The organism is Streptomyces sp. NPDC053432 (genome assembly GCF_055585365.1).
The window spans coordinates 133,332-146,047 of sequence record NZ_JBVJKF010000006.1 but is presented as its reverse complement, the minus strand read 5'-3'; the positions used below and the strand labels follow the sequence as shown (position 1 = coordinate 146,047).

The following is a 12,716-nucleotide window of genomic DNA, read 5'->3' as shown; positions in this document are numbered from 1 at the left end:
TCGGCGATGCTGGAAACGAGAGGAAGACCCCCTGATGCGCAGCCCCCGTTCGCTGGTCGGCGGCAGCCCGCAAGCGCAGTACACCATCGGCTTCGACGGCCGGGAGCTCCCGGCGCAGGACGGGCAGTCCATCGCCGCCGTGCTGTGGGCCGCCGGCATCCTCGCCTGGCGGACCACCCGCGACGGAGCCGCCCCGCGGGGCGCGTTCTGCGGGATCGGCAGCTGCTACGACTGCCTCGTCACCGTCAACGGCCGCCCGAACCAGCGCGCCTGCCTCGTCCCCGCCCGCGCGGGCGACACCGTCACCACCCAGGAGGGAACCGGCCATGCCGACCTCGCCGTCTGAGCCGGAAGCCCTCGCGGGAGGCCGGGCCTCCGCCGAGGCCCCCGCTGCCCCGGGCGCGGCCGAGCTCCCGCCCCGGGTCGACCTCGCCGTCGTCGGGGCCGGGCCCACCGGGCTCGCGGCCGCCGTCACCGCCGCCGGGCTCGGCCTGCGGGTCGCGCTGCTCGACGCGGGGGAGCAGCCCGGCGGGCAGTACTACCGCCACCCCGCGCCCGGGCTGGGCGCCGCCCGCCCCGAGGCCCTGCACCACGGCTGGGCCGCCTTCGCCCGCCTCGACGCCGCCCTGCGCGCCCACGTGTCGGCCGGGCGGATCGCATACCTCCCGCTCCACCACGTGTGGACGGTCGTCCCCGGTGCGGGCGGCGGGTGGACCCTGCACGCCGTGGCGGGTCCCGAGGAGCGCGCCGCAGGCGTCACGGCCGGCGCCGTGCTGCTCGCCACCGGCGCCTACGAGCGCCAACTGCCCTTCCCCGGCTGGACCCTCCCCGGGGTCGTCGGGGCCGGCGGGGCCCAGGCCATGCTCAAGGCCGGGCTCGTGCTTCCCGGCAAGCGGGTGGTCGTGGCCGGCAGCGGCCCGCTGCTGCTCGCCGTGGCCGGGTCGCTCTCCGCCGCCGGAGCCACCGTCCCCGCCGTGGTCGAGGCGGGCGCGTACACCGCGTACGCCGGGCACCTCCCCGCCCTGCTGCGCAACCCCGGCAAGCTCGCCGAGGCCGCCGTCTTCGGCGGAGCCCTCGCCCGGCACCACGTCCGCCTCCTCACCCGGCACGCGGTGACCGAGGCGCACGGCACCGACCGGGTCGAGGCCGTCACCGTGACCCGGCTCGACCGGGACTGGCGGCCGCTGCCCGGCACCGCCCGCCGGATCCCCTGCGACGCCCTCGCCGTGGGCCACGGCCTCGTCCCCCAGCTGGAGCTGGCCACCGGCCTCGGCTGCGCCACCCGCAGGAGCCCGGACGGCGCGGTCGCCCTCGAACTGGACACCGCACAGCGGACCTCCGTCCCCGGCATCCTCTCCGCGGGCGAGACCGGCGGCATCGGCGGGGCCCAACTGGCCCTCGCCGAGGGTGAGATCGCGGCCCACACCGCCGCCGGACGGCCCGCCCCGGCCGCCCTCACCCGCACCCGCGCCCGGCTGCGCGCCTTCGCCGGCGCGATGGCCGCCGCCCACCGCCCGGGCGGCGCCTGGACCGGCTGGCTCCCGGACGACGCCCTCGTGTGCCGCTGCGAGGAGGTTCCGGCCGGCCGGATCCGCGAGGCGGCGGACGAGCTCGGCGCGCGGGACGCCCGTACGGTCAAACTCCTCACCCGGGCCGGCATGGGCTGGTGCCAGGGCCGAATGTGCGGGCCCGCCGTCGCCGCCCTCGCCGGGGAGGAACCCGCCCCCGACCGGCGCCCCTTCTCCTGTCCGGTCCCGCTGCGCCACCTCGCCGAACTTCCCGCCGCCGACGGCTGATCCGGCCCCTCCGGGGCCTTGTGGCCGCCTCGCACCCACTAGTAAAATGTCACACATCACTCTAGGGAGCTCACCCATGACCCACGCGCACGCCACCGCGTCCACCCCGCCCCGCACCCGCCCCTGGCACGGAATCATGGTCGCCACCGCGCTTCCCCTGCGCGAGGACCTCAGCGTCGACTACGACGCCTACGCCGAGCACGTGGCCTGGCTCATCGCCAACGGCTGCGACGGCGTGGTCCCCAACGGTTCCCTCGGCGAGTACCAGACCCTCACCGATGAGGAGCGCGCCCGCGTCGTCCGTACGGCGGTCGAGGCCGCCGGCGACGGTGCCCGCGTCATGCCCGGCGTCGCCGCCTACGGCAGCGCCGAAGCCCGCCGCTGGGCCGACCAGGCCGCCGAGGCCGGCGCCGGATCCGTCCTGCTGCTGCCGCCCAACGCCTTCCGCGCCGACGAGGCGACCGTGCGCGCCCACTACGCCGAGGTCGCCGGCGCCGGACTGCCCGTCGTCGCGTACAACAACCCGTACGACACCAAGGTCGACCTGACCCCGGACGTGCTCGCCCGGCTGCACGCCGACGGCTCCATCGTCGCCGTCAAGGAATTCAGCGGCGACGTGCGCCGCGCCTACGAGATCGCCGAGCTCGCCCCGGGCCTCGACCTGCTCATCGGCGCCGACGACGTCCTCCTCGAACTCGCCCTCGCCGGTGCGGTCGGCTGGATCGCCGGCTACCCCAACGCCCTCCCGAGCTCCTGCGCCACCCTCTACCGGGCCGCCGTCGCCGGCGACCTCGACACCGCGCTGCCGCTCTACAAGTCCCTGCACTCCCTGCTGCGCTGGGACTCCAAGACCGAGTTCGTCCAGGCCATCAAGCTCTCCATGGACCTGGCCGGGCGCCCCGGCGGCGCCACCCGACCGCCGCGGTTCCCGCTGACCGGCGAGACCGAGGCCGCCGTCCGAGCCGCCACCGAGAAGGCCCTCGCCGAGGGCCTCAACTGACACCCCGGGGGGACCCATGCGTACGCGTCACATCTACCACGCGGTGGACTCGCACACCGAGGGCATGCCGACCCGGGTGATCACCGGGGGCGTCGGGGTGATCCCCGGCGCCACCATGGCCGAGAAGCGGCTCCACTTCATCGAGCACATGGACCACGTCCGCACCCTGCTCATGTACGAACCGCGCGGGCACTCCGCGATGAGCGGCGCCATCCTGCAGCCCCCCACCCGCCCCGACGCCGACTACGGCGTCGTCTACATCGAGGTGTCGGGTCTGCTCCCCATGTGCGGGCACGGCACCATCGGTGTCGCCACCGTCCTCGTCGAGACCGGCATGGTGCCGGTCGTCGAGCCGGTCACCACCGTCCGGCTCGACACCCCGGCCGGACTGGTGAGCGTCGACGTCCGCGTCGAGGACGGGGCGGCGACCGCCGTCACCCTCACCAACGTGCCCTCCTTCAGCGTCGGGCTCGACCTGAAGACCGAGGTCCCCGGCTTCGGCACCCTCACCTACGACCTGGCGTACGGCGGCAACTTCTACGCCTTCGTCGAACTCGACGCCCTCGGACTGCCCTTCGACCGGGCCCGCAAGGACGACCTGATCGCCGCCGGCCTCGCCGTCATGGACGCGATCAACGCGGGCGACGACCGGCCCGTCCACCCCGAGAACCCCTCCATCGCCGGGGTCAAGCACGTCTACCTCGCCGCCCCCGGCTCCGACGCCCGGCGCTCCCGGCACGCCATGGCCATCCACCCCGGCTGGTTCGACCGCTCGCCCTGCGGGACCGGTACCAGCGCGCGCATGGCCCAACTGCACGCCCGCGGCCTGCTCGCACTGGGCACCGACTTCGTCAACGAGTCCTTCATCGGCACGAAGTTCACCGGCCGGCTCGTCGGCGAGACCACCGTCGGCGGCCTGCCCGCCGTGGTCCCCACCGTCACCGGCCGGGCCTGGGTCACCGGAACCGCGCAGTACTTCCTCGACCCGACCGACCCGTTCCCCGGAGGCTTCCTGCTGTGATCACCGTCAGAACGGTGGACTACCACACCGCCGGCGAGCCCTTCCGCGTCGTCGACACGTCCGCCGAGGGCATGCCCCCCGTCCCCGGGGACACCGTCGCCGAACGCTGCGCCACCGCCCTCGGCCCGGGCGGCTCCGGGACCGCTCCGCGCAGGGGCGCGCTGGACGACGTACGGCGGCTGCTCGTGCAGGAACCGCGCGGGCACGCCGGGATGTACGGCGGGTTCGTCGTCCCGGCCGACGACGACGGGGCCCACTTCGGGGTGCTGTTCTGGCACAAGGACGGCTACTCCACGGCCTGCGGCCACGGCACCATGGCCCTCGGGGCCTGGGCCGTGGACAGCGGCCTGGTCCCCGCCCCCGACGACGGGGACGCCCCGGTGCGCATCGACGTGCCGTCCGGCCGGGTCACCGCCACCGTGCACCGGGCCGGCGGCCGCACGACCGGGGTCACCTTCCGCAACGTCCCGGCCCGGGTGAGCGCCCGCAAGGTGCCCGTCGCCACCACCCTCGGACTCGCCGAGGCGGACATCGCGCACGCCGGGGCCTGCTACGCGTCCGTCCGCGCCCGGGACCTCGGGCTGGAGGTCACCCGGGCCGCACTGCCCGACCTGGTGCGGGCCGGCCGGGAGATCCGGGCCGCGCTGGCCACCCACCCGGCGACCTGGCACCCCGACGGCCCGCTGCTCTCGGGGGTGTACGGGGTGATCCTCCACGAGGAGCTGCCCGAGACCCCGTTCGGGCCGCACCAGCGCAACGTCACCGTCTTCGCCGACGGGCAGATCGACCGCTCGCCCTGCGGTTCCGGCACCTCGACGCGGCTCGCGCTGCTCGCGGAGGACGGACGGCTCGCGGCGGGGGAGGACCTGCTGCACGAGTCGGTCACGGGCACGGTGTTCACCGGGCGGGTGCTGCCCGGCGGAGTCACCGAGGTCACCGGCACCGCCTACCGCACCGGCGAGCACGCCTTCACGGTCGACCCGCACGACCCCTTGGGAACGGGGTTCCTCCTGTGAACGGGCCGGGCGCGGGCGGACCCGCCGGGCCTGCCGCCGGGCCCGCCGCCGCCGGGCTCCCGCAGTTCGGCGCCGCCGACATCGCCGGACTGCTCACCCCGGCCGGGGCCGCCGACGCCCTGGCCGCCGCCCTGCTCGGCGGGCTCGACCCGGAGAGCTGCCCGCAGCGCACCGCGCTCCCCGTGCCCGGCGGCGGCGAACTCCTGCTGATGCCCGCCGCGTCCGCCGCGTACGCGGGGGTGAAGATCGCCGGGGTGGCGCCCGGGAACCCGGCCCGCGGGCTGCCCCGGATCACCGGGTCGTACCTGCTGCTGGACGGGCCGACGCTGAGCCCGCTGGCCCTGTTCGACGGCGCGGCCCTCACCGCCCTGCGCACCCCGGCGGTCTCGGCCCTGGCACTGCGCCGGCTGCTGCCGGCCGGAGGGCCGCTGCGACTGGTGCTCTTCGGCTCCGGACCGCAGGCGTACGGGCATCTGGAAGCGGTCCTCGCGGTGCGGGAGCCGGCGCTGGTGGTGGTCGTCGCCCGCGACCCCGCCGGTGCGGACCGGCTCGTCGCGCACGCCCGCCGGCTCGGGGTGCCGCAGGCCCGTACCGGCACCGCGAAGGACGTGGCCGACGCCGACCTCGTCGTCTGCTGCACCACCGCCCGCGAACCCCTCTTCGACGGGAGCCTGGTCCGCCCGGGAGCCACCGTCGTCGCCGTCGGCTCGCACGAGCCGACGGCGCGGGAGACGGACACCGCCCTCGTGCGACGGGCGGCGGTGTACGTGGAGTCGCGCGCGGCCGCCCTGCGCGAGGCGGGGGACCTCCTGGTCCCGGAGGCGGAAGGGGCGATCGGGCCCGGTCACATCACCGGTACCCTCGCCGACCTGGTCGCCGGACGGATGCCGCCCGGCGGGCCGCGGAGTTGTCCACAGCTCTTCAAGAGTGTGGGCATGGCCTGGGAGGATCTTGCCGTGGCGGTCGCGTTGTTCGAGGCCGCGGGGGCAAGTGGCGCAACGTGACATTGTACGCTGTTCCTCTGCCCATCGAGGGTGTACGGGCCATCGGAGGAAGAGCAATGGGTGACCTCAAGCAGCACAGTCTCATCAAGGCCCAGGAGCGGCTGCGCGACCAGGTCGGCCACGCCCTCCGGGCCGCCCTGATAGCGGGCGAACTGCGCCCGGGCAGCGTCTACTCCGCCCCCGGCCTCGCGGCCGAACTCGGGGTCTCGGCCACCCCCGTGCGCGAGGCGATGCTCGACCTGGCCCGCGAGGGCCTGGTGGAGCCCGTCCGCAACAAGGGGTTCCGGATCACCGAGGTCAGCGAACGCGACCTGGACCAGTACACCGAGCTGCGCACCATGATCGAGGTCCCCACCATCGGCCGGATCACGAAGACGGCCACGGCCGAGCAGCTGGAGGAGCTGCGCCCCATCGCCGAGGAGATCGTCACCAGTGCGCGCGAGCACAACCTCATCGGCTACCTGGAGGCGGACCGCCGCTTCCACCTGACCCTGCTCGCCCTCGCGGGCAACGACCGCCTCGTCGAGACCGTCGGTGACCTGCGCAAGCGGTCCCGGCTGTACGGTCTGACCGGTCTGGACGAGGCCGGCAAGCTGGTCTCCTCGGCCGAGGAGCACATCGAGCTGCTCGACCTGATGATCAGCGGCGACGCCGAGGCGGCCGAGGCGTGCATGGCCCGCCACCTCGGCCATGTCCGCTCCCTCTGGGCCCAGGGCCGCGACGAGCCGGTGGGCCGCACCCCGGGCGTCCTCGGCGGCACCGCCAAGAGCTGACCGCCAAGGGCCGGCCGCCAAGAGGGACCGCATCGCCAGAAGCTGACCGCCCAAAGCTGAACCCGGCACCTCCGCAGGCGCCCCACCTCGGGCCCGGACCTCCTCGGTCCGGGCCCAACGCGCTTTCTGCGCAGGGGATTTGGACACGGCTGGATAACGGCGGCGCCAACCCCTTGTCAGTGCAATTTCACATTACTATGTTACCGGTCACATCGTAGAGCGCGGCCCTTCACTGGAGTGACCCATGACCAAGCGCACCCAACTCGCCCTCGCCACCGCCCTGGTGGCGGCACTCGCACTCGGCGCCTCGGGCTGCTCCGACCCCAAGAAGGGCAAGGAGGGCGCTCCCGCCTCGAACCCCGCCGCCGCCAACGACGGCAAGATCATCGGCGGCACCCCGGTCAAGGGCGGCACCCTCACCGTCCTGTCGAACCAGGACTTCTCCCACCTCGACCCGGCCCGCAACTGGACGATGCCGACGATGGACTTCGGCACCCGCCTGCTCTACCGCACGCTCGTCACCTTCAAGGCGGAGCCCGGCAAGGCCGGCAGCGAGCTGGTCCCCGACCTCGCCACCGACCTCGGGACCCCGTCCAACGGCGGCAGGACCTGGACCTTCACCCTGAAGGAGGGCCTCAAGTACGAGGACGGATCGCCGATCAGGGCCCAGGACGTCAAGTACAACGTGGAGCGCTCCTTCGCCCCCGACCTGACCGGCGGCCCCGACTACGCCGCCCAGTACCTGGCCGGCGCCGAGGGCTACAAGGGTCCGCTCCAGGGGCAGCACCTGGACTCCGTCAAGACCCCCGACGACCGCACGATCGTCTTCGAACTCAAGCGCCCCGTGGCCGAGTTCTCCCAGACCGCCACCCTCCCCACCTTCGCGCCCGTCCCGCAGTCGCAGGAGAAGGGCACGCAGTACGACGCCCGCCCGTTCTCCTCGGGCCCGTACAAGATCGAGACGTACGACCGCGACAAGAAGCTCGTCCTCGTCCGCAACGAGCACTGGGACCCGAAGACCGACACCGTCCGCAAGGCCTACCCGGACAAGTTCGTGGTCGTCATGGGCCTCAAGGGCGGCCAGATCGACGACCGCATCATCGCCGGCGAGGGCGCCGACGCCTCCGCCGTCGAGTACGCCAACATGCGGCCCGAGAGCGCCCCCAAGGTGCTGCCCAAGCCCGAGATCAAGGGGCGCCTGCTCGCCGAGTCGCAGGGCTGTACGGTCATGCTCCACCTGAACAACTCCCGCGCCCCCTTCAACGACCCCAAGGTCCGCGAGGCCATGCAGTACGCGGTCGACAAGGAGGCCATCATCACCGCGGCCGGCGGGCCCGCCCTCAACGAGGTCGCCACCGCCTACCTGCCCCCGGCCCTCTCCGGCGGCAAGCAGGCCGACACGCTGAAGATCCCCCCGGCCGGCGACCCGGCCAAGGCCAAGGAAATCCTCAAGGCCGCAGGCAAGGAGCACCTCAAGGTCTCCCTCGCGGTCTCCACCGGCGACAAGGGCCGGGCGGAGGCCATCCAGCAGGGCCTGTCCCGGGCCGGCATCGAGGTCGTCATCGACACCGTCGACCCCGGTGCGTACTACGACGCCATCGGCGACCTCTCCACCACCCCCGACATGAGCTACACCGGCTGGTGCCCCGACTACCCCTCCGGCTCCACCTGGATCCCGTTCGTCTTCGACGGACGCACCATCAAGGACAAGGGCAACCAGGGCAACTACGCCCAGTTCCGCGACGAGGCCGTCATGAAGCGGATCGACGAGATCAACGCGATGGCCGACGCGAAGCAGGCGAGCCAGGCGTGGACCGACCTCGACGCCGAGATCATGAAGAAGTCCCCGTCGATCCCGATCCTCATGGAGCGCAAGCCGCTCCTCGTCGGCCCGAACATCGCCGGCGCCTACGGCCACCCCGTGTGGACCGGCACCATCGACTACGGGACGGTCGGCCTCAAGGACCCGTCGAAGAGCCAGGGCTGAGGAACCCGAGGCCTGCGACCATGACCACCACAGCACCCGTCCCGGACGACCGGGCCGCCCCGGACCCCGACGGCACCCCGGCGCCCGGCCCGGCTCCGGCCTCCGGCCCGGCCCCGGCGCCCCACAGCGAACCGGCCCCTGAGGTGACCACAGCCCGGCTCGCGGCAGCGCACGGCAGTCCCTGGCAGCTCGCGCGGCGGGAGCTGGGCCGGCGGCCCGCCGTACGGGTCAGCCTCTGCGTCGTCCTCCTCTTCGTCCTGATGGCCGCCGCCGCGCCCTGGCTGGGCGCGCTCGGCGGCTGGTCCCCCGAGGAGTTCGACAAGACCGCCATCGACCCCTACCTCGGCGGCCAGCCCCTCGGCTCCTTCGGCGGGATCGGCCCCGACCACTGGCTCGGCGTCGAACCCGTCACCGGACGCGACCTGTTCGCCCGCGTCGTCCACGGCGCACAGGTGTCCCTCCTCATCGCCTTCGCGGCCACCGCCATCGTCGTCGTCACCGGCACCGCCGCCGGGATCGCCGCCGGCTACTTCGGCGGCCGCACCGACACGGTCCTGTCCCGGCTCATGGACCTGACCATGTCCTTCCCGTCCCTCATCTTCATGATCGCCATGCTGTCGGTGGCCAAGGACGTCAACCGGCTCCTGCTGATGACCGCCGTGATCGGCCTCTTCGGCTGGCCCGGTGTCGCCCGCGTCGTCCGCGGCCAGACCCTCTCCCTCAAACACCGCGAGTACGTCGACGCCGCCCGCGTCGGCGGCGCCGGCCCCTGGCGGATCCTGACCCGCGACATCCTCCCGGGTGTCTCGGGGCCGGTCATCGCCTACACCACCCTGCTCATCCCCGGCATGATCAGCACCGAGGCCGCGCTCAGCTACCTCGGCGTGGGCGTGCGCCCGCCCACCCCCTCCTGGGGCCAGATGATCGCCGAGTCCGTGGCCTTCTACGAGACCGACCCCATGTACTTCGTCATTCCGAGCGTGTTCCTCTTCCTCGCCGTGCTCGCCTTCACCCTGCTCGGCGACGCCCTGCGCGACATCCTCGACCCGAGGGGCGGCCGCAGTTGATCCTCTACCTCGCCCGCCGGCTGCTCGCCCTCGTCGGAGTGCTGCTCGCGATCGCCGCCGTCACCTTCCTCATCTTCTACGTCCTGCCCTCCGACCCGGCCGCGGCCGCCTGCGGCAAGACCTGCAGCGCCGAGCGGGTGGCCGACGTGCGCGCGTACCTGGGGCTCGACCAGCCCCTGTGGCGGCAGTTCGCCGACTTCCTCACCGGGATCTTCACCGGCCGCACCCTCGGCTCCGGCCAGTACGCCGTCCAGTGCGACTTCCCCTGCCTGGGGTACTCGTACGAGAACTCCCTGCCCGTCTGGGACCTGCTCATGGACCGGCTCCCGGTCTCCGCCTCCCTCGCCGTCGGCGCCGCCGTGCTCTGGCTGGTCCTCGGACTCGGCGCCGGTGTCACCGCCGCCCTGCGCAAGGACACCGCCACCGACAAGGCCCTGATGGTGGGCGCGGTCGCCGCCGCCTCCCTGCCGGTCTACTTCACCTCCGTGATGCTGATCTACGGCGTGATCCGCATCGCGGGCCTCCTGCCCTACCCCACCTACCAGGCCTTCACCGACGACCCGCTCGCCTGGGCGGCCAACCTGCTGCTGCCGTGGACCGCCCTCGCCCTGCTCTACGCGGCCATGTACGCCCGCCAGAGCCGCGGTTCGATGATCGAGGCGATGGCCGAGCCGTACATCCGCACCGCCCGCGCCAAGGGCATGCCCGAGCGCACGGTCGTCGTCAAACACGGGCTGCGCTCCGGGATGACCCCGATCCTGACCATCTTCGGCATGGACCTCGGCGGGCTGCTCGCCGGAGCCGTCATCACCGAGTCCATCTTCGGACTCCCGGGCATCGGGCGGCTGTTCTACGGGGCGCTCGTCAACTCCGACCAGCCCGTGGTCCTCGGCGTCACGCTGCTCGCCGCCTTCTTCATCGTCGTCGCCAATCTCGTCGTCGACCTCCTGTACGCCGTCATCGACCCGAGAGTGAGGTACTGATGGCCGCCCTCCTCGAAGTCCGCGACCTGAGCGTCACCTTCACCACCCCGCACGGGACCGTGCGCGCCGTCGACTCCCTCGGGTTCACCGTGGAGGCGGGCCGCACCCTCGGGATCGTCGGCGAGTCCGGATCCGGCAAGTCCGTCACCTCGCTGGCCGTCATGGGCCTGCACCGGGGGGCCGTCGAGGTCGGCGGCTCCGTCGCGCTCGACGGACGGGAGCTGACCGGCCTGTCCGAGCGGGAGCTGTCCCGGATCCGCGGCCGCAGAATGGCCATGATCTTCCAGGACCCGCTCTCCAGCCTGCACCCCTACTACACGGTCGGCGAGCAGATCGCCGAGCACTTCCGGGTCCACTTCAAGGCCGGCCGGGCCGCCGCCCGCAAGCGGGCCGTGGACATGCTCGGCGAGGTCGGCATCCCGGAACCGGCCCGCCGGGCGGGGGAGTACCCGCACCAGTTCTCCGGCGGCATGCGCCAGCGCGCCATGATCGCCATGGCGCTGGCCTGCGAGCCCGAACTGCTGATCGCCGACGAGCCGACCACCGCCCTGGACGTGACCGTGCAGGCGCAGATCCTGGAGCTGATCGCCCGGCTCCAGCAGGAGCGCGGCCTCGGCGTCGTGATGATCACCCACGACCTGGGGGTCGTCGCCCGCGTCGCACACGAGGTCCTGGTGATGTACGGCGGCCGGGCCGCCGAACAGGCGCCGGTCGACGCCCTCTTCGCGGAACCCGCCCATCCCTACACGCGCGGCCTGCTCGACTCGCTGCCCCGCCTCGACAGTGCGGACGACCTCCCGCTGCCGTCCATCCCCGGCTCCCCGCCGTCCCTGCTCACCCCGCCGCCGGGCTGCGCCTTCGCCCCGCGCTGCGCGGTCGCCGCCGCGGCTCCGGCCGGGGACGCGGGCCGCTGCACGGGCGAGCGGCCCGAACTGCGTCCGTACGGCTCGCCGGACCGGCTGGCGGCCTGTCACTTCGCCGGCGCGGTGCCCGCTGCCGCCGCCCCCGCCCCGGAGGTGTCCCGATGACGGCCCCGGCCGCCCGCCCCCAGCCCGTCGCCGAACGGGAGGGGCCGCCGTCCCGGCCGCTGCTGAGCGTCCGCGATCTGACGATGACCTTCCCCGGGAAGCGGTCCGTGACCGGGCGCCGGGGGGCGCCCGTGCGCGCCGTGGACGGGGTCTCCTTCGACCTGGAGGCCGGCCGGACCCTCGGCCTGGTCGGCGAGTCCGGCTGCGGCAAGTCCACCACCGGCCGGATGCTCGTGCGGCTACTCGAACCCACCTCCGGCAGCGTCGAGTTCGAGGGCCGCGACATCAGCAGGCTCTCGCAGAGCGCCCTGCGGCCGCTGCGCAAGCACATCCAGATGGTCTTCCAGGACCCGCACTCCTCCCTCAACCCACGCCAGACCGTGGCCCGGATCATCTCCGACCCGCTGATGGTGCAGGGCTGGAGCGCGGGTGACGCGCGCCGCCGCGCCGCCGAACTGATGGACCTGGTGGGGCTGATCCCCGAGCACATCGACCGCTACCCGCACGAGTTCTCCGGCGGTCAGGCCCAGCGCATCGGCATCGCCCGCTCGCTGGCCACCAGCCCGCGCCTGGTCATCGCCGACGAGCCGGTGTCCGCCCTCGACGTCTCCGTCCAGGCGCAGATCGTCAACCTGATGGAGCGGCTGCGCGCGGAGCTGGGCCTGGCGTACGTGTTCATCGCGCACGACCTCTCGGTCGTCAAGCGGGTCAGCGACCGCGTCGCCGTCATGTACCTCGGCAGGATCGTCGAGATCGGGGACAAGGAGTCCCTCTACGAGAACCCTCAGCACCCGTACACCCGGGCGCTGTTGTCCGCCGTTCCGCTGCCCGACCCGGCGGCGGAACGGCGACGGGAGCGGATCGTGCTGCTCGGCGACCCGCCGAGCCCGGCCGCCCCGCCCCCGGGCTGCACCTTCCACCCGCGCTGCCCCAAGGCGCAGGAGGTCTGCCGCACCGAGCGGCCGCTGCTGCAGCTCACCGCCTCCCGGGAGGTGGCGTGTCACTTCCCCGGTGACTGACGGGGATCTTGGGGAAGGGGAA

General features: G+C 73.6%; 12 protein-coding genes. All 12 read left to right on the top strand.

Features of this window, described 5'->3' with window-relative positions:
- Window positions 1–34 precede the first annotated feature (34 nt).
- The 12 genes from ACZ6Y1_RS12840 (at window position 35) to ACZ6Y1_RS12785 (ending at window position 12,694) form a co-directional block, all read left to right on the top strand.
- The gene (locus tag ACZ6Y1_RS12840) at window positions 35–346 is read left to right on the top strand and encodes a (2Fe-2S)-binding protein (protein WP_469626972.1); all 312 of its coding nucleotides are present in this window, start codon (window positions 35–37) and stop codon (window positions 344–346) included.
- Window positions 327–1,796 (top strand): FAD-dependent oxidoreductase, encoded by a 1,470-nt coding sequence (locus ACZ6Y1_RS12835; protein WP_469626968.1) that lies wholly within the window; start codon window positions 327–329, stop codon window positions 1,794–1,796. The genes ACZ6Y1_RS12840 and ACZ6Y1_RS12835 overlap by 20 nt, the downstream gene beginning before the upstream one ends.
- A 76-nt stretch (window positions 1,797–1,872) precedes the next feature.
- Window positions 1,873–2,796 (top strand): dihydrodipicolinate synthase family protein, encoded by a 924-nt coding sequence (locus ACZ6Y1_RS12830; RefSeq protein WP_469626964.1) that lies wholly within the window; start codon window positions 1,873–1,875, stop codon window positions 2,794–2,796.
- A 16-nt stretch (window positions 2,797–2,812) separates the two neighbouring features.
- Window positions 2,813–3,817, top strand: coding sequence for a proline racemase family protein (locus ACZ6Y1_RS12825; RefSeq protein ID WP_469626961.1), 1,005 nt, complete (start codon window positions 2,813–2,815; stop codon window positions 3,815–3,817).
- Window positions 3,814–4,833 (top strand): proline racemase family protein, encoded by a 1,020-nt coding sequence (locus ACZ6Y1_RS12820; protein WP_469626959.1) that lies wholly within the window; start codon window positions 3,814–3,816, stop codon window positions 4,831–4,833. The genes ACZ6Y1_RS12825 and ACZ6Y1_RS12820 overlap by 4 nt, the downstream gene beginning before the upstream one ends.
- An 80-nt stretch (window positions 4,834–4,913) precedes the next feature.
- Window positions 4,914–5,837 carry an ornithine cyclodeaminase family protein gene (locus tag ACZ6Y1_RS12815; RefSeq protein ID WP_469627461.1) on the top strand — a complete coding sequence of 308 codons (924 nt, stop codon included), beginning with the start codon at window positions 4,914–4,916 and terminating at the stop codon, window positions 5,835–5,837.
- A gap of 56 nt (window positions 5,838–5,893) precedes the next feature.
- Window positions 5,894–6,610, top strand: coding sequence for a GntR family transcriptional regulator (locus tag ACZ6Y1_RS12810; protein WP_469626956.1), 717 nt, complete (start codon window positions 5,894–5,896; stop codon window positions 6,608–6,610).
- A gap of 244 nt (window positions 6,611–6,854) precedes the next feature.
- Entirely contained in the window at window positions 6,855–8,597 is a 1,743-nt protein-coding gene (locus ACZ6Y1_RS12805) for an ABC transporter substrate-binding protein (protein ID WP_469626953.1), read from the top strand.
- A 20-nt stretch (window positions 8,598–8,617) separates the two neighbouring features.
- Entirely contained in the window at window positions 8,618–9,664 is a 1,047-nt protein-coding gene (locus ACZ6Y1_RS12800; protein ID WP_469626949.1) for an ABC transporter permease, read from the top strand.
- The gene (locus ACZ6Y1_RS12795; protein WP_469626946.1) at window positions 9,661–10,647 is read left to right on the top strand and encodes an ABC transporter permease; all 987 of its coding nucleotides are present in this window, start codon (window positions 9,661–9,663) and stop codon (window positions 10,645–10,647) included. The genes ACZ6Y1_RS12800 and ACZ6Y1_RS12795 overlap by 4 nt, the downstream gene beginning before the upstream one ends.
- Entirely contained in the window at window positions 10,647–11,675 is a 1,029-nt protein-coding gene (locus tag ACZ6Y1_RS12790; protein WP_469626944.1) for an ABC transporter ATP-binding protein, read from the top strand. The genes ACZ6Y1_RS12795 and ACZ6Y1_RS12790 overlap by 1 nt, the downstream gene beginning before the upstream one ends.
- Window positions 11,672–12,694 (top strand): ABC transporter ATP-binding protein, encoded by a 1,023-nt coding sequence (locus ACZ6Y1_RS12785; protein WP_469626941.1) that lies wholly within the window; start codon window positions 11,672–11,674, stop codon window positions 12,692–12,694. Before ACZ6Y1_RS12790 ends, ACZ6Y1_RS12785 begins: the two co-directional genes overlap by 4 nt.
- The last annotated feature ends 22 nt before the right edge of the window (window positions 12,695–12,716 follow it).